Annotated in this window: 16 protein-coding genes and 1 pseudogene; 11 read left to right on the forward strand and 6 right to left on the reverse strand. The window is 56.9% G+C overall.

From position 1 onward, the window contains the following. Positions 1-19: 19 nt before the first annotated feature. Positions 20-640 carry a LysR substrate-binding domain-containing protein gene (locus WF331_RS28170; RefSeq protein ID WP_340623529.1) on the reverse strand — a complete coding sequence of 207 codons (621 nt, stop codon included), beginning with the start codon at positions 638-640 and terminating at the stop codon, positions 20-22. A 725-nt stretch (positions 641-1,365) separates the two neighbouring features. Here WF331_RS28170 and WF331_RS28175 point away from each other — a divergent pair. Further along, positions 1,366-2,583, forward strand: a complete 1,218-nt coding sequence (locus WF331_RS28175) for a PucR family transcriptional regulator (RefSeq protein ID WP_102690079.1) — start codon at positions 1,366-1,368, stop codon at positions 2,581-2,583. Between the two features lie 248 nt (positions 2,584-2,831). Here the strand turns inward: WF331_RS28175 and WF331_RS28180 are convergent, their stop codons facing one another. From WF331_RS28180 to WF331_RS28190, 3 genes are all read right to left on the reverse strand, one after another. Further along, positions 2,832-3,851, reverse strand: coding sequence for a GlxA family transcriptional regulator (locus WF331_RS28180; protein ID WP_102690078.1), 1,020 nt, complete (start codon positions 3,849-3,851; stop codon positions 2,832-2,834). A 196-nt stretch (positions 3,852-4,047) separates the two neighbouring features. Continuing rightward, complete coding sequence (gene gabP / locus WF331_RS28185) at positions 4,048-5,433, reverse strand: GABA permease (RefSeq protein WP_075045747.1); 1,386 nt, start codon at positions 5,431-5,433, stop codon at positions 4,048-4,050. A gap of 73 nt (positions 5,434-5,506) precedes the next feature. Next, complete coding sequence (locus tag WF331_RS28190; protein WP_016488025.1) at positions 5,507-6,289, reverse strand: creatininase; 783 nt, start codon at positions 6,287-6,289, stop codon at positions 5,507-5,509. 316 nt (positions 6,290-6,605) lie between these two features. Here WF331_RS28190 and WF331_RS28195 point away from each other — a divergent pair, with 316 nt between their 5' ends. The 8 genes and pseudogenes from WF331_RS28195 to WF331_RS28230 form a co-directional block, all read left to right on the forward strand. Further along, positions 6,606-7,733 (forward strand): polyamine ABC transporter substrate-binding protein, encoded by a 1,128-nt coding sequence (locus tag WF331_RS28195; RefSeq protein ID WP_075045746.1) that lies wholly within the window; start codon positions 6,606-6,608, stop codon positions 7,731-7,733. A gap of 24 nt (positions 7,734-7,757) precedes the next feature. Beyond that, entirely contained in the window at positions 7,758-8,675 is a 918-nt protein-coding gene (locus tag WF331_RS28200; RefSeq protein WP_102690076.1) for an ABC transporter permease, read from the forward strand. Next, positions 8,672-9,481, forward strand: a complete 810-nt coding sequence (locus WF331_RS28205) for an ABC transporter permease (protein WP_102690075.1) — start codon at positions 8,672-8,674, stop codon at positions 9,479-9,481. The genes WF331_RS28200 and WF331_RS28205 overlap by 4 nt, the downstream gene beginning before the upstream one ends. Positions 9,482-9,509: 28 nt before the next feature. Next, complete coding sequence (locus WF331_RS28210; protein WP_075045745.1) at positions 9,510-10,598, forward strand: ABC transporter ATP-binding protein; 1,089 nt, start codon at positions 9,510-9,512, stop codon at positions 10,596-10,598. 86 nt (positions 10,599-10,684) lie between these two features. Then, the gene (locus WF331_RS28215; protein ID WP_075045744.1) at positions 10,685-11,077 is read left to right on the forward strand and encodes a hypothetical protein; all 393 of its coding nucleotides are present in this window, start codon (positions 10,685-10,687) and stop codon (positions 11,075-11,077) included. Positions 11,078-11,392: 315 nt separating this feature from the next. After that, positions 11,393-12,604 (forward strand): M24 family metallopeptidase, encoded by a 1,212-nt coding sequence (locus WF331_RS28220; protein ID WP_016488019.1) that lies wholly within the window; start codon positions 11,393-11,395, stop codon positions 12,602-12,604. Between the two features lie 81 nt (positions 12,605-12,685). Beyond that, positions 12,686-13,918 carry a CynX/NimT family MFS transporter gene (locus tag WF331_RS28225; RefSeq protein WP_102690073.1) on the forward strand — a complete coding sequence of 411 codons (1,233 nt, stop codon included), beginning with the start codon at positions 12,686-12,688 and terminating at the stop codon, positions 13,916-13,918. Between the two features lie 203 nt (positions 13,919-14,121). Next, positions 14,122-14,241, forward strand: a pseudogene (locus WF331_RS28230) (IS5/IS1182 family transposase); the annotation flags it as partial. Between the two features lie 98 nt (positions 14,242-14,339). Here the strand turns inward: WF331_RS28230 and WF331_RS28235 are convergent. Together WF331_RS28235 and WF331_RS28240 are read right to left on the reverse strand one after the other, a co-directional pair. Next, positions 14,340-14,648, reverse strand: coding sequence for a DUF202 domain-containing protein (locus WF331_RS28235; protein ID WP_102690072.1), 309 nt, complete (start codon positions 14,646-14,648; stop codon positions 14,340-14,342). An 11-nt stretch (positions 14,649-14,659) separates the two neighbouring features. After that, positions 14,660-15,040, reverse strand: a complete 381-nt coding sequence (locus WF331_RS28240; protein WP_084785226.1) for a YidH family protein — start codon at positions 15,038-15,040, stop codon at positions 14,660-14,662. Between the two features lie 457 nt (positions 15,041-15,497). On the opposite strand from WF331_RS28240, the gene WF331_RS28245 reads away from it, so the two are divergent. Together WF331_RS28245 and WF331_RS28250 are read left to right on the forward strand one after the other, a co-directional pair. Beyond that, entirely contained in the window at positions 15,498-16,478 is a 981-nt protein-coding gene (locus tag WF331_RS28245; protein WP_102690291.1) for an IS5 family transposase, read from the forward strand. A 181-nt stretch (positions 16,479-16,659) separates the two neighbouring features. Next, entirely contained in the window at positions 16,660-18,306 is a 1,647-nt protein-coding gene (locus WF331_RS28250; RefSeq protein WP_086974750.1) for a methyl-accepting chemotaxis protein, read from the forward strand. The last annotated feature ends 63 nt before the right edge of the window (positions 18,307-18,369 follow it).

Consider the following 18,369-nt stretch of genomic DNA (forward strand, 5'->3'; position numbering starts at 1 on the left):
AGTTGGACGGAGGGCTATTTCAGCACAGGTCAGATGGCCTGTGCTGACTTGATCGGAGAATCCTTAGACGTCGATGGTGGGGGTAGAGGATGGTGATGGGTAAATCCGGCGGTCGATGCTGGGGCAGTACTTCGATCAAGCTCCCGTGTTCCAGTTGACGGGCGACATGGTAATAAGGGACTTGGACGAGGCCGAAGTTAGCCTCGCAGGCAGCCACATAAGATTCTCCATTGTTGACCGCCAGGCTGGCTGGCAGGGTGCGAAGCAACACCTGGCCGTGGACGCAGAACTCCAAAGGTTGCAGCTTGCCGGTGGTGGCCGATAGGTAGTCCACGCAACGCTGCCCTTCGAGTTGTTCGAGCTTGGAGGGAAGGCAATAACGGGCCACATAGTCGGTACTACCGCAGGTGACCTGGCGCAACGGGGGCAAAGGGTGCGCGACCAAGGTTGAGTCCGACAGTTCGCCGACTCTGACCACACAATCGACGCCTTCTTGTACCAGATCAATCATTCGGTCACCGATACCGATCTCCAGCATGATCTCGTGGTAGATTTGGTAAAAGGTGGGCAGTGCCGGGATGACCACCAGACGGCCGAAAGAGGCCGGCCAATTCAGGGCTAATGTAATTGCAGGTCTCATTTCCAGCGGATGGCAGGCTCAGGAAAGTATCGCTTGCCGACTCGAGGGCCAGTTTGCCGGCTTTGGTCGGCACAAAGTCCATTGTCGGCATTTCATCGTTGGTGCCGAGCTTTAGGAGTCTGCCATTGAACGTCACCGTTTTGTCGGTCAGCGTTGGTTGCTTGCAAGGTGTAGCGGCGTGCGGCGGCGGGCACGGTCAGTGATGTCGCTTGATACCGGGCAGTGTTGAGCACCAGCAGGGCGAGGCCGCTCGGTTGCTCACGTAGATGTTGCTAAGAGATCGTAGAGAAAGCGAGCACTAAGCTGTAACGTTTGGATAGGGGGTGAGCATCACTCCACCGGAAACTTGGTCATACGTCCGCGTGGTCGTCGAGTGCATGAAGCTTGATGGGATTATCTCCAAAGTCGTGAGAGTAGATGGAATGTACGGGAGGGCATCTCGATACTTGGTGCTGTTGATCGCAGTCATCTCGCCGTTTGAGGGAGTGATCATGAACGATTTCAGGTAGCATCTCTATTACAAGTCCCCGGCATGGTCGTCGATGAACTTGCTGAGACTTAACCGCATGCGCAATTCGGTCATGGCGTAGGAGCAGTACTGGCATGTCCTTTCAATTTCTAAAGTTGATATCTTCGGCGAGCAGTGACGCCATGGTACAGCCCGACATTCTCATGTGCGAGCCAGTTAGAGGGCGTCAGATGCAGAGCCTGGCGGGTGTCGAGCCATGAGCTTGACTCTGGGTGAGGTCCTGAACCTGCCCGGCTTGGAAGACATGAGGGTCCGTGCAGGCGAGCTTTACTTGCAACGGCGAGTATGCTGGTCCTACGTGGCGGGAAATGAGGGTATCACCGCGTGTAAAATGGGCGGCGAACTAGTATTTATTTCGGAAATCAATTACCTATGTGACGAACGCAAGCTACTCACTTTGGTCGAGACTGGTGCTGTGTTGGGTATTGCCGGGATGGTGGTTCTTACTGGAGGCCCGTTTCCCCAGTGCATCCCGTCTGCAGTGATCGCTCGTGCTGAACAGTTGGGCTTGTCGCTGATCGAGCAGCCCTCTCCGCTGAAGTTGGTGTTTGTGACCCACCTGATCGATACGGCCCTGATGCATATGACTCAAGTGCGGCGCTCACGTAACCACATTCTCGGCCAGTTGCTGACCGGAGATTACCCGAGTCTGGCCATTGCCCGACAGCGGGCTGCGCATCTGCAACTGATGCTTGATATTCCACGGCGACTGGTCGTGCTGCGCTTGTCAGGTATAGAGACGCTGTTTGAGCGCCAAGGCTTGGCCCAAGGCGAGCAGCTGTGGCAAGCCACTCGCCAGTCCATGGAAGACCAACTTGAAGCCTGGGGTCGCAGCCGCCCGGGAACGATGACGGTAGAGATGCCGGGCGACCTCTTCGTGCTACTGCTGGCGGATGCCGATGACCTAACGGCAGCCTTGACCACGTTGCGTCGGCAACTGATCGGAGTGGCAGGGGAGTTGGATATGTACATGGGCCTGTCGAGCGTTGCTGAAGATTGTGGTCATTACCGCCGAGTGCTCAACGAAGCGCGCCAGGCGCTGAATGTGGCGCAGAAACTGCGCCCGGAGAGCGGTTACTGCGATTTCAACGAGTTGGGCGTGTTGGGTTTGCTGCAGGGGGTAGTCGACCGCACGCTCATCGACGACTTCGTCGAAAAGACACTCGGCCCGTTGTTCGTGGCCGGCCGTAAACACCCTAAAGTACTCGTGCATACCCTCGACGCTTTGCTCAAGGAAAATGGCAACGGGCTCAAGGCTGCCCAGCGCCTGGGACTTCACCGTAACACCATCAATCAACGTATCCAGCGCATCGAGCAACTGAGTGGAAAATCCCTGGACGATCCACTTTTTCGTATGAATGCTTCGATCGCTATTATGGTATGGCACATGTCTGTCGCCCGAGGTAAGGAATAATGACATGAACATCATCAATGCGCGCCTGCGTAGCAAGCGTAGTCCGCTTCGTCCTGAATGGCATGACATCTAGCCAGAACCAAGTGATGGTCCAAAACTGTGCGGAATGACCGAGATTCCCCTGCAGAATTGTGGTGGCGCCCTCGTGGAGCGCACATTCACTTGGATGCCCTCACATTGCGGGCCAGCTGAGGGGAGCATGGCGAGGAAATCCTGGGCCGCGCCACGAAAACTAACGACAGGGTTGTTCAGTGAAGTGAAGAGACTACCTTTTTCCGCTCGCCGATTGGTGAGACACCAAAGAAACGACTGTAGCACTTTGAGAAGTGTGCTGGCGAAATGAAACCACAGGCGAGGGCGATATCACGCACTTGGGATTCACTTTGTAGCAATAGTTGCCTAGCCCGTGTCAGGCGTAGTTCCAAGTAATACTGACTCGGTGTGTTTTGAAGATGCTTGTGGAACAAACGCTCCATTTGCCGAACCGAGATCTCATTTAGTTCTGCAAGCTCTTCCAAGGTCATCGGGTCTTCAAGGTTGGCTTCCATGATTGTAACAATCTGACTGAGTTTGGGCTGAGAAGTGCCGAGCTTTTGCCGCAAAGGCACGCGCTGGCGCTCTTGCGAACCACGTACTCGATCACATAACAGCAGTTCAGCCGCATGACTGGCAATGTCCCGTCCGCCAGGTTCTCGGGCAATCAGTTGTAGGATCATGTCCATGGAGGCCACGCCGCCGGAGCTCGTGAAACGGTCACGGTCAAGCTCGAACAGTTGGTTGGAAATGATAATGCCGGGAAATCGCTCTTTTAGCGCCTCGATATCTTCCCAGTGGATGGTGCACCGATAACCCGTGAGCAGATTGGCGCGCGCTAGCAAATGGCTGCCTGTGCAAATTCCGCCCAATGGTACCTGGTCATGTGCCAACTTGCGAAGCCAGTTGAGGATGGGGCGGGTATTGTGGTCGGAGACTATCGGGTTTGGGCCCACCACGAACAGCATGTCCAGCTTTGGGGCATCCTTGATACTGAAATCGGGCAGGATTCGCATGCCGTTGCTGGCACTCACTGGCTCCATGTCGGCTGCAATGATCAGGGTCTGGAACATGGTTTTGCGTGCTGCCAGGTTGGCCATGCGCAAGGTTTCCACCGCCGAGGCGAAGCCAATGGTGGTGAAATTGGGAATGACCAGGAAACCGACGACCTTCAGCGGCGGGGCATCATTGACAGGGTATGCCGGTGCCGACGGCGAGGATTTCAACGTACCCATCAATATGACTCCTTGAATGCAAAAATGACGTGCTCTGCGTCTGTTTGTCGTAAATCGGCAATTCATTATGTTTAGGTTGATGCATTTATCCGAGTGATAGTACACGCAGTGCCTTAGCATTGGGAGGTGCCCCGGCGAAAAGCAAAAAACCCTGCGAAAGTAACGCCTTCGCAGGGTGGGTAATGAGTTGGCCTGGTCAGGCAGGCTTGCTCGCCACCGTGGCCGAAGTGCTCCTTCTAGACGAGAAAATGGCGCTCATGCAGACGATGGACAACGCCAGCGCACCGGTTGCCACCACTTCCATTCGATGCCCTGGCATCATCAGCATCATCGTCAAGATACTGATGATGGAGAAGATGACCAGGTAGCTGAGCCAGGGGAACAGCCACATCTTGAAGTCCAGCGCAGTACCTTGGCTATCCATCCGTTTACGCAGAACCAATTGCGAAACAGCGATTGCCAGATAGACCAGAAGCGCTACCGCCCCCGAACTTGCCAGCAGGAAGGAAAACACCTCGTCGGGAGCAAAGTAATTGAGTGCTGTGGTCAAGAAGCCCACTGCGGTACTGGCCAGCACTGCAATCACTGGCACGCCCGCCGCTGAGGTGCGCTGCAGAACGCGAGGGCCGTCGCCGCGCTTGCTCAGCGAATAGACCATGCGCGATGCGGTGTAGATGGCCGAGTTGAGGCAACTGGCAACGGCAATCAGCACGACGATATCGACGATCATCTTGGCGTGCGGGATGTTCATCAGCTCAAGGGCCCGTTGATAGGAGCCGACCTGCACCAGCATGGGGTCGTTCCAGGGCACGATGGAGATGATCAGGAACACCGAGACGATGTAGAAGATCCCCATTCGCCACACCACGGAATTGGTGGCACGGGTGATTTGCTTGGAGGGGTTTTTCGACTCGGCGGCGGCAATGGTGACAATTTCGGTTCCCATGAAACTGAACACGGTGGTGAGCATGGCACCGATGACAGCGGTCATGCCGTTGGGCATGAAACCACCAAACTCATGACTCAGGTTGACCACACCGCTAACTGAAATATCGGGCAGCGCGCCTGTCAGTGCCAATGCACCCAGAGCAATGAACCCTAGCACCGCGATAACCTTGAGCATCGCAAACCAAAACTCGAATTCACCGTAGCGCGCCACACTGAACAGGTTGGTTACGGTCAGCAAACCGGTCACCACCAGTGCGAATTCCCAGGTTTCTATCGCAGGGAACCAGGCATGCAGAATGGCCGCTGCTGCAATGGCTTCGATTGGAATGACCAGCACCCAGAACCACCAGTACAGCCAGCCAATGGTAAAGCCTGCTGTACGTCCCATTGCGCGCTCGGCGTAGGTGGAGAATGACCCGGTATCTGGCGAGGCCACCGCCATTTCTCCGAGCATGCGCATGACCAGAACGACCAGTGTGCCAGACATGATGTACGCGAGAATTGCCGCAGGACCGGCTGCAGCAATGGCATGCCCCGAGCCGATGAAGAGGCCGGCGCCAATAGCGCCGGCGATTGACAACATGGTGACGTGGCGCTGCTTGAGGCCGGGGGCCAGAGTTGAGTTGCTGGACATGCTAATTACCCTTTTTATTCTTGAGGGAGGGTGAACTGCGAACGGCGGTGCTGCTCTGGGCTGGAGATCGGTGTTATTTCTGCAGGTCGAAGGCCTCCCGCACAGCGCTGCTAATGCCCTCTACGCAAACTCGCAGAATCAACTCGCCTTTTTCTCGGTTGGCGCCCTTAGGCGAGGAAAGCGTTCCGCAGGCGGGGGTGCGTTCAGGGATGATGGGGAAGACATCGTAAGGTGGGAATTTTGCCGGAGGGTGGTCGACGGCGCGGCTCAGGTCGACCTTTTCAGGGTGCAGGGCCAGCATCAGTGAAGTTTCGAAAACGCCACCGTGTTCGATGTCCCAGCCGAGGAAACCTTCGGGGTAGAGCTCTTCGATGACCGCCGGCGCGTTGACGAAATCCCAGTAGGACAGAACGACCACCTTGAAATCGGTGATACCGCCATAACGCAGTTCGCGCAGCGCCAGGTCGATGCCTTCGACGATGAACATCGAGTTTTCATAATGGCCATTCATCAAGACCAGCTTGCGCGCCCCATGCCGGGCGAGTTCGCGGATGATGTCCTGGATGGTATGGGTCAGCGTTGCGCCATCCAGGCTGGTGGTGCCGGGAAAGTGGTTGCCACCTCCCGACTTCTGTTGTGACTTGTAGCCATAGGCCAAGGCGGGTAACACCAAGCCGTCGACTTCTCGCGCTACTGCCTTGCACAGGGCGGTAGGCAATAGCACATCCACCTCCATGCACATGTGATGACCGTGCTGCTCCAAGGCGCCCACCGGCAAGAAAATCGTGCTGCCGGAAGCTACCTTCTGTGCGTACTCAGGCCAGGTGAGTTCGCCAACCACTACGCTTTCGTTCATCGGTTATCTCTCTTTATTCTTGTATTCGTTGAAGTAGTCCGTTTGCAGCGAGCCAGTACATGCAACGATTTGATCAGATCACAACGACATTCACTTGTCAGTTCCCGACCTGAATTTGACAAATGCTGACGGACCTGCGGTCCAGGTGGGTCGGGTGGGGCAGGGGGCGAATTTGACAAATTACAGGTCGGAAAAACACAACTTGCCCTGATGGCAATCTGCTGCAATCGGTAATCACACAGGCGGTGAAAACCTTGGGGAAGCGGGGCGAAAGCGCGGCTGGGCCAAGACACTTTTGATTACCGAGGGTATCTCCATGACGCGTCGCGCCGATTTTTCACGCCGTACATTCATCAAGAACAGCAGCATTTTGGCCGGTGTGGCGGCGCTCTCCGGGGTACTTCCGAACAGAACCTTTGGCGCAGCCGAAAAAGAACTGGTGATACTGGCGTGGGCAGGCCACGCCGCGCCCGACATCGTCGCGGATTTTGAGCGCGAGCATGGGGTCAAGGTGCGGGCCAAGTACTACACCGGCGGCGATAACATGCTGGGGCTCATTTCGCAGTCACCACCGGGCACCTTCGACCTGATCCTGTCGGATGCCGAGTATGTGCAACAACTCAACGCCGCCGACTATATCGAGCGACTGGACCCTGCCGATTATCCCTTCGATGACTTCTACCCAGAGTTTCAGCACTTTCCAGGGCACTGGCAGGGCGATGAACTGTATTCGGTCATGGTCCGCTTCGGCTTTCTCGGTATCGCCTTCAATACCCAGTTGCTGCCGGAGTCCAAGGCGAAAAGCTACCAGGTGTTCTGGGACGATAGCCTCAAGGGCAAGGTCGGCCACTTCGACTGGCACCTGCCAAACCTGGGCCAGATCAGTTTGCTCAATGGCAACAGGCTGCCCTACGACATCGACGCGGCGCACTGGAAGAGGCTCCAGGACAAAACCATGAGCCTACGCGGACAAGTGGCCGGGTTCTTCGATTATGGCGGTACCTTCTCCTCCCTGAAAAACGGCCAGATCCACGCGATGTGTGGCATTGGCGACTGGATTACCGGGGTCTTGCAGCGTGCCGGGGCACCGGTAAAAACAGTGATACCCGAGGAGGGCGGCCTGCAATGGACCGAGTCTTATTGCATCGCCAAGAAAGCCCGCAGCCCGGAACTTGCGAAGAAGTTCATTCAATACATCACCTCCCCTGAAGGCCAGGTGAAGTCGGCGAAGATGGAGGCTTACCCAGCGCTGATTCCCAATAAGCGCGGCTGGGAGTTGCTGAACAAGACCGACCTTGCCGAAGCCAGACGCCAAGGCATGGTACTGGGCCAGCGCAATGTCATGGACGACATCCGCGAGGGGCGTATTCAGTATCGCGCGCTCCCCATGCAGCAGAGCCTGGAGGACTGGAACGACTTCTGGTCGCAGTACAAGGGCGCTTGATGGCGCCTACATAGGAGCGGCGTAATGATTTCGAACAAGCTATCGCCCCCACTGCCCGCCAGTGAGGAGCCTGCACGCACGCGTGGGCAGTTCGGCAAGCGCACCTGGCGCTTACCGGGGTATGGGCTGATCTTGTCGCTGCCGATAGTGGTCTGGCAGTTACTGTTTTTTGTAGCGCCCTTGCTGTTTCTGCTGACCATCAGTTTTTGGCTGGTGCGCAACTTTCGCATGGTCCCTGCGTTCGAGTGGCTGAACTGGAGGTACCTGTTCAGCCGCGAGTACTTCTGGGATGCCTACTTGCACACCTGGGCGATGGCGGCGGGGGCCAGTGTGCTGATCAGTGCCGTAGCCTTTCCGTGCGCCTATACCATTGCCTTCAAGTTCCGCGAATCGACCCGGCAATGGTTGGTGCTGTTGTTGATCACGCCATTTTTTACCAGTTACCTAGTGCGCACCTATTCCTGGCAAGTCTTTCTCAGTGACCAGGGGCTGCTCAATAGCGCCCTGGCGTTGCTGGGGATTGGGCCGTTGCCCTTGCTCAATACCAGTTTTGGTAGCTATGTGGGTTACTTCACCCTGTGCCTGCCGCTGGTGGTGTTGCTGCAGTTGTTCAGCCTCATGTACATCGACCGCACGCTGATCGAAGCTGCCCACAACTTGCGCGCGGGCCGTCTGCGCACGGTATTTGGGGTAGTGATTCCATCGGCGCGGGTCGGCATCGTCATCGCCGCACTGTTCTGTTTCATCATGACCTTCGGTGACTTTGTCAGCCCGCTCTATCTGGGGGGCGGCCAACCACCAACCTTGAGCACCCTGATTACCGACACGACCAAATCGGGGCAGCAATGGCCACGCGCGGCGGTTATTGCCACGACGATGATCGTGACCTTGCTGGCCACGGCGTTCCTGATGGTTCGCCACGCCTACAGGAGGCGCGCATGAACGAACACCGTGTCATCAACTTCATGCTGCGCAGCTTCGTCGTCCTGGTGTTCTTGTTCATCCTCACGCCTATCATTGGCAGCTTCGTGTTTTCCTTCAACGTCGACCGCTTCCCATCCTTGCCCCTGGGTGGCTTCAGTTTGCGCTGGTACGAAGCGATTGCCGCCGACCCGCAAGTCTGGCAAGCCTTCAACAACAGCCTGGTCGTCGGTGTGGTGGTATCGCTGGTTTCCACGCTGCTGGGCTTCACTGCCGCCTATACCGACTTTCGTTATCACTTTTTTGGCAAGTCGGTGTACATGGCATTGGCACTGCTGCCTCCTACCATTCCGGTGGTGATTCTGGGCCTGGCGATGCTCGCGTTCTTGTCGCGAATCGGCCTGTCCGGCGAGCTGTATGCCGTCATGATCTGCCACATCGTCATGTGCTCACCATTCGCCATGGCGGTGATTCGCATGCGCCTGGCGCAGATGGACCCGCAACTGGAGGCCGCCGCCTGGAACCTGAGCGCCAGCCAATGGCAGGCCATGCGCTGCGTGATCCTGCCGTTCACCGCCCCGAGCATTTTCGCCGCACTGTTCGTGACCATGGCCGTGTCGTTCGACGAGTTCGCGGTGGCCTGGTTCGTTTCGGGCCTTAACGAGACAGTCCCGGTACGCATCCTCAATACTTTGCAAGGGCAGGTCAGCCCGACCATCAATGCGATAGGCACGATCGTTTTCATCACCACGATCACGCTGACGATCGTTGCCCAGGTTTTGCTCATGCGCCGGCAGAAGAAACCGGCTGACGGCAAAAAAAGCTGAACATCCCATGCCGACGCAGGAGCTCCCCATGACTCAACCGTTAGTGGTATTCGATAACGTGACCAAACACTTCGGCAGTTACGTCGCTGTCGAACCGATGAACCTGGAAATCTACAAGGGCGAGTTCGTCGCGATCATGGGCTCCAGTGGCTGTGGTAAAACCACCACGCTGCGCATGCTTGCCGGGCTCGACAAGCCCAGCAGCGGTGAAATTCGCTTGAACGGCGAGCGCGTCAACGACCTGTATTCCTGGCAAAGGGACACCCCGCTGGTGTGGCAGAACCTGGCGCTGTTCCCCTTTCTGAGCGTGCTTGAAAACGTTGAGTTCGGTTTGCGCATGCGCGGCATGGGCAAAGCTGAACGGCGCAAAAAAGCCCTGCACTGGCTAGAGCGCCTGGACCTGGGCGAGTTTGCCAACCGTGATATCAGCATGCTTTCTGGCGGGCAACGGCAGCGGGTGGCGCTGGCGCGTTCACTGGTCACCGAGCCCCCGATACTGCTGCTGGACGAACCGCTCAGTGCCCTCGATGCGCACTTGAGCGTGCGCATGCAGGCGGTGTTGACTGGGTTGCAGAAGGACCTTGGCATCACCTTCGTCTATGTCACCCACAGCCAATCCGAAGCCTTCGCCATGGCTGACCGCGTGGTGATCATGAGCCGTGGCCGGGTTGAGCAGATTGGCACGCCCAAGGATATTTTCTTCGAACCGCACAACCGTTTTGTCGCTGAATTCGTCGGCGGCAAGAACATGCTTGGCGGCGTTGTGCTTGGCTTCGACGACACCGGGCTGGTGCAACTGGACTCGGCGTATGGTCGCTTTCTGGCACGCTTGCCCGAAGACCGATCTGTTGCGGTAGGGGAAGAGGTCACCCTGTGCATCAGTGCCGAACATATCAACCTCGCCGCGCAACCGACCACAGCCAGCCGCCTGGCGTGTACCGTGATGGGGGAGGAATTCATTGGGTCAATGGTCAACATATACCTGGAAGCCGCCAACGGGCTGGAACTGCAAGTGCAGAAGCCGTACGCGGATTACGACCTACTTGGGCTCAAGAGCGGGCAGAGGGTGCATGTCGGGTGGGACGATGCGCGGGCGCTGATTTTACGTGGCAATTAGAGGTCGATATCTGACATCTGCGCAGGGGCGGCAGCGTGGACAATTGTAGACGTACCCACGCCCAGTTGACCCGAAGGAGGCAGTACATGCAGCAATTGACTGAAACCAGCGAAAACCTGGCCAGCGCCGTGCGTATTGGCTTCCTGCTGGCCGAAGGGTTCGATTTCTATGCCTTGGCCGCTGCGCTGGAACCCTTGCGCCAAGCCAACGACGTGGCCCGCTGCGTGGTCTGCGAATGGCAGATACTGAGCCTTGAGGGCCAGCCGCTGAAGGCCAACAATGGCATCGTGGCGGCCACCTTGCAACTGAGCCAGGCCAAGCCCCTCGATGTGCTGATTCTGTGCCTTGGCAGTGAATTGCAGTTGTGTACCGACGACAGTGTCCGCGAATCGCTGGCGCTGCTGACCAAACCGACCTGCCGCACGCTCGATGTCGGCGAATTGGCCGAATTGATCAGCGTTGCCCGGTTGTCCCCGTAGCGCGTGTTCACCCGCTACCAGAGCTGAACCTGCCTCGATAATTATATTGATCCGCGCCTGCAATGGGTGCGACATCGCGCGTTTCCTCTCCTTCATTCCCCCTCATCCATACCTCTGCCTGTTCTTGCCGCAGCGAGGCCTGTACGGCAGTGGCGGGCAATATTGTCCTTTCCACAGCGGCGTTTACAGCAAGGCGGATCTGATCATCTAGGGGTCGGATTCGCGCAAAAAAGGCCGCCTTTTATCTGTTCGAATGATCTCCAGTGGCACCCAAAACAGGGCCTCTCTACTGATCACCTACCAAGGAGTGAAGACATGCAAATGCCGAAAACAATACAGATTCAAAACGGCGAAAAAGTTAAGCCGACGTTCTCGCACCAGGAATACGCCAACCGTCAATCCAAGTTGCGCAGCTATCTGGCCCAGAACAATATCGACGCCGCCGTCTTCACGTCTTATCACAACATCAACTACTACAGCGATTTCCTGTATTGCTCGTTTGGCCGTCCTTATGCCCTTGTGGTGACTCAGGACGCCGTGGTGTCGATCAGCGCTAACATCGACGGTGGCCAGCCATGGCGGCGTACCGTGGGCACCGAAAACATCATCTACACTGACTGGCAGCGCGATAACTACTTTGTCGCGATTCAACAAGCCTTGCCCAAGGCCGGACGTATCGGGATCGAGTTCGACCACTTGAACCTGGTCAACCGCGACAAATTGGCCAGCCGTTATCCCCAGGCCGAGCTGGTGGACGTCGCCGCGCCATGCATGCGCATGCGCATGATCAAGTCGGCTGAAGAACACGCCATCATTCGTCACGGTGCCCGCGTTGCCGATATCGGTGGTGCTGCGGTGGTTGAGGCTCTGCGTGACCAGGTGCCTGAGTACGAAGTGGCGCTGCATGCCACCCAGGCCATGGTCCGTGAAATTGCCCGTACTTTCCCCGATTCCGAACTGATGGACACCTGGACCTGGTTCCAGTCTGGTATCAACACCGATGGCGCGCATAACCCGGTAACCTCTCGCAAGGTCAATAAGGGCGACATTCTGAGCCTCAACTGCTTCCCGATGATCGCCGGTTACTACACCGCGCTGGAGCGCACGTTGTTCCTCGACCATTGCTCCGATGAGCACCTGCGCCTGTGGGAGGTCAACGTCAAGGTCCACGAGGCCGGACTGAAGCTGATCAAGCCAGGCATGCGTTGCAGCGATATTGCCCATCAGTTGAACGAGATTTTCCTCGAGCACGACTTGCTGCAATACCGCACCTTCGGTTATGGCCATTCGTTCGGCACCCTGAGCCATTATTACGGCCGTGAAGCTGGTCTTGAGCTGCGCGAAGACATCGACACCGTGCTGGAACCTGGCATGGTCGTGTCCATCGAGCCGATGATCATGCTGCCCGAAGGGCTGCCGGGTGCGGGTGGTTACCGCGAGCATGATATTCTGATCGTCAATGAAAACGGCGCTGAAAACATCACCAAGTTCCCATACGGCCCAGAACACAACATCATCAAGAAGTAACCGAGCAAGCCGCACAGGAAACTGTGCGGCTTTTTTTATCAGTATGTCGTTGTCCATGCCCAAGGTTCAAGGAGGACATGTGTGGAGTACACTACAGCGCACGCTCGCAATGAACGGGGGCTGCCGCAACCTTGCAAAATTGCCAAGGGTTCGCGGCTTTTTTATTTCGCCTGCAGCATCATTTTCGTAGCCTTCAACCTTCGCACTGCATACCCAAGCCTCGGCGCTGTGCTTGCCGATATATCCAGCGACCTAGGCCTGACGCCTGCCGTCGCCAGTGCAATTACCACGCTGCCTGTACTTTGCCTGGGGTTGTTCGCGCCCGTGGCGCCCTGGCTTGCCCGCAAAATAGGCACAGAGCGCACGATATTGGTATTGATGGTGGCATTGTCCGTAGGGCTATTGATACGTGGCGCCGGGAACGTCAGCGGCCTGCTGGTCGGTTCGATCGTCATTGGCAGCGCCATCGCAATCATCAATGTATTGCTCCCTGGGCTTATCAAACGCGACTTCGCCAAGATCACCGGGCTGATGGCCGGCCTCTACTCCATGGCGCTGTTGAGCGGGGCGGCGACTGCCGCAGGGTTCACCCTGGCGCTGCAAAGCACCTTGGGCGGTGGCTGGACGACGGCGTTGGCGCTGTGGTCAGTGCCGGCAGCGGCAGCCTGTGCCTGCTGGCTTTTCCAACTGCCCAAGGGCAGTGCGCTGGCACCCAAGGCTGCGCCGCGCGTACGAGGGGTGTGGCGCTGCGCGCTAGCCTGGCAACTCACGCTGTTCATGGTGCTGCAATCGATGTATTCGTTTACCGTGTTTGGCTGGCTCGCCCCGTTTCTGAATGGGCGGGGGATGACACCGCTGGAGTCCAGCGTCATCGTCTCCAGTTCAATCCTGCTACAAATGGTCGCTTGTCTGTTCGGGCCGCTGATAGCCACACGCTTGCCGAATCAATCCTGGTTCAATGTTGTTGTGGTGGTGCTCACCACGGTCGGTTTTCTCGGCTGCCTGTCCGCGCCGCTCGACACGGTATGGCTGTGGGGCGGGGTACAAGGCATCGGGCAAGGTGCCTTGACTTCCATTGCCATCACCATGATTGTGCTGCGCTCGGCAAACGCACAGGTTGCGGCAGAACTTTCGAGCATGGTGCAAGGCGTCGGCTATGGCCTGGGCGCACTCGGGCCGTTGCTAGTCGGGGTGCTTTATACGCCGGTCATTGGCTATGCGCACGTTGAGATATTTCTTAGCGGGGTAGGCGTAGCGATGCTGTATTTCGGATATACCTCGGGTCGACGCCGACTCGTGGCAGCCCGCCATTAGCGCTATCCTCCAGCTGACACCTAGTCACCGGAGCGCTCGGAACATCAAGCGAAGCGGTACAGATCCACTTGGAAATTGACGCAGAAAAGATGAAGCTGCGGCTACAGACTGTCGAGCATCTTTTTGGAACTCCCAAATACTGGATGAGAAGCACCCACTTCCTGGCCAAAGCCCTGCCCAGATCCAACTACCCGATTATCCCGATGAAGCAGATGACCTTCGCCGATGCTGAGTCCGCCGGTATGTGTGAGCAGACCCGCAATGAGTTGTTTCTTATCGAGAAGGATCAAGTGATTCCATGGAAGGATTTGATTGCTCTGATTTAGCCGCACTACGCGAAAGTCGAAGGCGGTCTTCCAGCCTATAAACGCGGTTCCCTGGCAGAGCTCGTTGCATAGGGGCGTGCGTGTTTCCTCGGAGATCAGGTGCTCCACCATGTTGCAATGCTCAGCAGCGCAACGCCAAACCCCAATGCCACCACAGCGCCCGGTCGGGAGGCCGAGCTTTCTTCGCGGATGTGCCGCGCTGACCTGCGATAGCCGCCGCCAATCAACAGCGAATAGACGGTGCCGATAGCCACTGCCATGAGCATGAGTGTGGTCATGGCAACGTAATGGGCCAGGGGATGACGAAAAACGATGCATCCCAATACCAAGGTAGACAGCACCGTGCGCTCCCAGGTCAACGCCGTGCGCTCGGGCTGCAGGCCTTGGTCGTCATGCAGGGGCATGTTGGGTGTCCTCAAGGCAGCAACAGCAGGGTGGAAACGATCAGCCCGAACAAGCCCAGCAGCGGTGCCAGGATCGGGTACGGAAGCGCTTGCCGATGACGCAGGGCGCGCTCGACGTTGAGCCAGCGTAGGGTCGCATTGACGCTCACTAGCAACGCCATGCCAGTCAGGGCATGGGACAGCAGCGTTTGTGGGCGGCCGGCCAACAGCTCCAGCGGCAGTGCATCCAGTGCGATGCCGCTGGCTAGCAGGGCAAGGGCCGTGCGGATCCAGGCCAGAAAGGTGCGTTCATTGGCGAGCGTGAAGCGTGGGTCGGGCTCGCATCCATCGGCCAGTGCAAAGACCTGACGGAATCTGGATTTAAACGATTTTTCAGCGGGTGGATGCTGCATGGCAACAAACCTTCTATTTAAACGCCGGTGTTGTACGGTCGATTGACCGCCTGCGTTGGCATTCTGAATGGTTTTGTTTGTCTGGCTAGGGCAGTTCTTGCTGAATGCTATGCACTTCTTGGCAACGGCCTTGCTAAAAAAGCACAGCGTTGCTCGAATATCTGCATAGCCCACACATTGGGCGGTTGGCTAAGGTCAGGCTGGGTAAAGTCTTGCAAGAAAAGTCGGATCACAGCCTGTACCTTTGGTCCGAGGCTAGTGGAGTCTATATGGATGCTGCTGAGCTGGTGAAGAGCCAGGCAACCACCTGTAGAGAGACGATGGTCATTGTAATTCTAAATGGAGAATCTGGTATTCGATATAGAATTTTTTCCTATAAATTGCCAAGCTATAGGGAAACTCTGAAGAGGACTTCCAGATTTGGCAGAATGTCTGATCTCAACCGCCGAGACGCCTGATGAAGCAGATGACCTTCGCCGATGCCGAGTACGCCGGCAAGCGTAAGCAGACCCGTAGAGAGCTGTTCCTGATCGAGATGGATCAGGTGGTGCCGTGGAAAGGCTTGATCGCCCTGATCGAGCCACATTATCCAAAGGGCGAAGGCGGTCGACCGGCCTATCCGTTGATGGCGATGCTGCGCGTACATCTGCTGCAGAACTGGTTTGGCTACAGCGACCCGGCAATGGAAGAGGCGCTGTATGAAACGACGATCCTGCGCCAGTTTTCTGGACTGAGCCTGGAACGAATCCCGGACGAAACCACCATTCTCAACTTCCGACGTCTACTGGAGAAGCATGAGTTGGCGGGTGAGATTCTCGGTGTCATCAATGAGTATCTGGGGGATCGTGGCTTATCGTTGCGTCAGGGCACCATCGTCGATGCCACCTTGATTCACGCGCCCAGTTCGACCAAAAACAAGGACGGCAAGCGCGATCCCGAGATGCATCAGACGAAGAAGGGCAATCAGTTTTACTTCGGCGCCAAAGCCCACATCGGCGTCGATGATGAGTCGGGTCTGGTGCACAGCGTTGTGGTCACGGCAGCTAACGTTGCTGACGTCACTCAGGTCGACAAATTGCTGCACGGTAAGGAAAACGTGGTCTGTGCCGATGCCGGTTACACCGGTGTCGAAAAGCGCGAAGAGCACACTGGGCGTGAAGTTATTTGGCAGATTGCAGCCCGGCGCAGCACGTATAAGAAGCATGGCAAGCGCAGCGCCTTGTATGAAGCGACCCGCAAGATCGAGAAGGCCAAGGCCCAGGTGCGAGCCAAGGTCGAGCACCCGTTTCGGGTGATCAAGCGCCAGTTCGGCTATACGAAAGTACGCTTTCGAGGATTGGCCAAGAACACCGCGCAGATGCTGACGCTATTCGCTTTGTCGAACCTGTGGATGGCACGCCGACATTTGTTGGCGTGCGCAGGAGAGGTGCGCGCGTAATGCAGGAAATGGCTGCTGCGAAGCACCTTGCAGTGATCGATGGGCCCGAAAAACAGAGAATGTTGGTCAGGTTTCAACGTACGTCGTTTTTTGATGTGTTGGCTGCTCGATAGCCGGAAAATTTCCGGCTATTTCAGACCATCCATAGGCCTCATCATTACAAGAAGAACGGTCATTGCTCATGCTCTTTGCACAGAAATGCTCCATAGGCGCTAAGCTTCTAGTGTTGCCCATCTTGTTCGTGCTTGGCTTACTGTTTGTCTCCACTATGGCCTATTACGGGCTGGCTAGGCAGCAGGCAGTGATCAAAGAAATTCAACAGTTGCGCTTTCAGCAATATCGACAGGTTTTGGACACTACGACTGCCTTGCAGGCGGCGATTGTAGGTGCCTATGCCACGGGCTCACGCATACTTGAATCAGGTGGGAGGACGGCACAGGAGGAACTGGAGTCCTACTTCGAGGACATACGATCTAGTGTCGACGATATGCGTGCCGGCCTTGCCAATGGGGCTCGTGAGACACGCTTGGGTGACGACGAAAAAGCACTCTATCAAGCGGTGCAGGAACAGGCTGCTGTTGTTACCCAGGGTCTGGATGAATTTCAGCGTACAGCCTTAAAAGATCAGACTCAGGCTACTTCGTTGTTAGGACGGATACGCGCCGACAGCGACGGCTTGCAAGCGAAGTTCAACCGCCTATTAGCGATGCAAGCGCAACTGACTTCTAATGCGTTTGCCGCGGCCGATGCTTCGCAGCGTCAGGTGTCAAAGATGCTAATAGTGGTGTCACTGGCCGCCAGTGTTCTGGCATTGCTGGTCAGTCTTTTGTTACGAGGGCAGATCTTGCGCCCCATCCGGGAAATCGAGCAGGCATCGATCAGGTTGCGAGACGGTGATCTGACGTACCGAGTGCGCTTGATCGGTGGCGACGAGATCGCTCACACTGCGCAGGCGTTCAATGAACTAATTGACAGTTTCCAGCAGGCGATGCGTCAGGTTGCCGTGGTAGCCGCCTCGGTCAGTGCATCGGCTGAGACGCTGGTAGGCGCCTCGGCGCAGGTGGCCGAGAGCTCCTCAGCACAGACCGGTGCGGTTGGGGTAGTATCGATGACCATCGAGCAGATGAGCGCCAGTATTGCCGCCATCTCCAACCATGCCCAGAGCCTGCGAGGTTCGGCCGAGGCTAGCTTGCGAGGCACGCAGGACGGACACTTGGCGCTGTCGCGTCTACTCGAAAACATCGACAGCGTACGGCTGGCATTCTTAGCGATTCGCGGCTCGGTAGGTGCTTTTGTCGAAAGCACCTCGGCGATTACCGCCAGTATCACCCAGGTCAAGGATCTCTCTGCACAAACCAACTTGCTGGCGCTCAATGCGGCGATCGAGGCGGCGCGGGCAGGTGAAAGTGGGCGCGGCTTCAGTGTGGTAGCAGATGAAGTGCGTCAGTTAGCGCAACGCTCGGCCCAAGCGGCCAATTCAATCAATGATTTGACAGTTAACCTTGAAGGCCAGTCCGAGGCGGTTGGCGACGCTCTGCATGCAGGCACTGTGGCACTGGATGACAGTGGCAGGCTATTGAGCGAACTGGAGAGCACTTTGCAGCAAGCTGCGGACCTAGTTGGGAACTCGACTAAAGGTGTAGACCAGATCGCTGATGCGGTGAGTGTGCAAAGCGAGGGCGGGCGAGGGATCGCGGAGCACATCGAGCACATTGCCCGTATGGCTGGGGAAGGAGATGCGATTACACGTCAAGTTTCTGGAGCGGTGGTATCACTGCGTGAGTTTTCGGAGGAACTGAGCCTGGCGGTGAGTCGCTTCCGCTTCTAAGGAAACTCCGAACAAGTTGCCCATCAGCCGGAAATGGGCGGCTTGGGGACGCCGAAAAGACCG

Origin of the sequence: Pseudomonas sp. YNh, from assembly GCF_037993085.1 — a bacterium.
Classification (GTDB): Bacteria; Pseudomonadota; Gammaproteobacteria; order Pseudomonadales; family Pseudomonadaceae; genus Aquipseudomonas; species Aquipseudomonas putida.

Bases quoted from the DNA above. Each gene is read 5' to 3' on its own strand.
- WF331_RS28200 (WP_102690076.1), top strand. From the start codon at position 7,758: ATGATTTCGAACAAGCTATCGCCCCCACTGCCCGCCAGTGAGGAGCCT.
- WF331_RS28195 (WP_075045746.1), top strand. From the start codon at position 6,606: ATGACGCGTCGCGCCGATTTTTCACGCCGTACATTCATCAAGAACAGC.
- WF331_RS28220 (WP_016488019.1), top strand. From the start codon at position 11,393: ATGCAAATGCCGAAAACAATACAGATTCAAAACGGCGAAAAAGTTAAG.
- WF331_RS28210 (WP_075045745.1), top strand. From the start codon at position 9,510: ATGACTCAACCGTTAGTGGTATTCGATAACGTGACCAAACACTTCGGC.
- WF331_RS28250 (WP_086974750.1), top strand. From the start codon at position 16,660: ATGCTCTTTGCACAGAAATGCTCCATAGGCGCTAAGCTTCTAGTGTTG.
- WF331_RS28235 (WP_102690072.1), bottom strand. From the start codon at position 14,648: ATGCCCCTGCATGACGACCAAGGCCTGCAGCCCGAGCGCACGGCGTTG.
- WF331_RS28175 (WP_102690079.1), top strand. From the start codon at position 1,366: ATGAGCTTGACTCTGGGTGAGGTCCTGAACCTGCCCGGCTTGGAAGAC.
- gabP (WP_075045747.1), bottom strand. From the start codon at position 5,433: ATGTCCAGCAACTCAACTCTGGCCCCCGGCCTCAAGCAGCGCCACGTC.
- WF331_RS28245 (WP_102690291.1), top strand. From the start codon at position 15,498: ATGAAGCAGATGACCTTCGCCGATGCCGAGTACGCCGGCAAGCGTAAG.
- WF331_RS28240 (WP_084785226.1), bottom strand. From the start codon at position 15,040: ATGCAGCATCCACCCGCTGAAAAATCGTTTAAATCCAGATTCCGTCAG.
- WF331_RS28205 (WP_102690075.1), top strand. From the start codon at position 8,672: ATGAACGAACACCGTGTCATCAACTTCATGCTGCGCAGCTTCGTCGTC.
- WF331_RS28180 (WP_102690078.1), bottom strand. From the start codon at position 3,851: ATGGGTACGTTGAAATCCTCGCCGTCGGCACCGGCATACCCTGTCAAT.
- WF331_RS28170 (WP_340623529.1), bottom strand. From the start codon at position 640: ATGAGACCTGCAATTACATTAGCCCTGAATTGGCCGGCCTCTTTCGGC.
- WF331_RS28215 (WP_075045744.1), top strand. From the start codon at position 10,685: ATGCAGCAATTGACTGAAACCAGCGAAAACCTGGCCAGCGCCGTGCGT.
- WF331_RS28190 (WP_016488025.1), bottom strand. From the start codon at position 6,289: ATGAACGAAAGCGTAGTGGTTGGCGAACTCACCTGGCCTGAGTACGCA.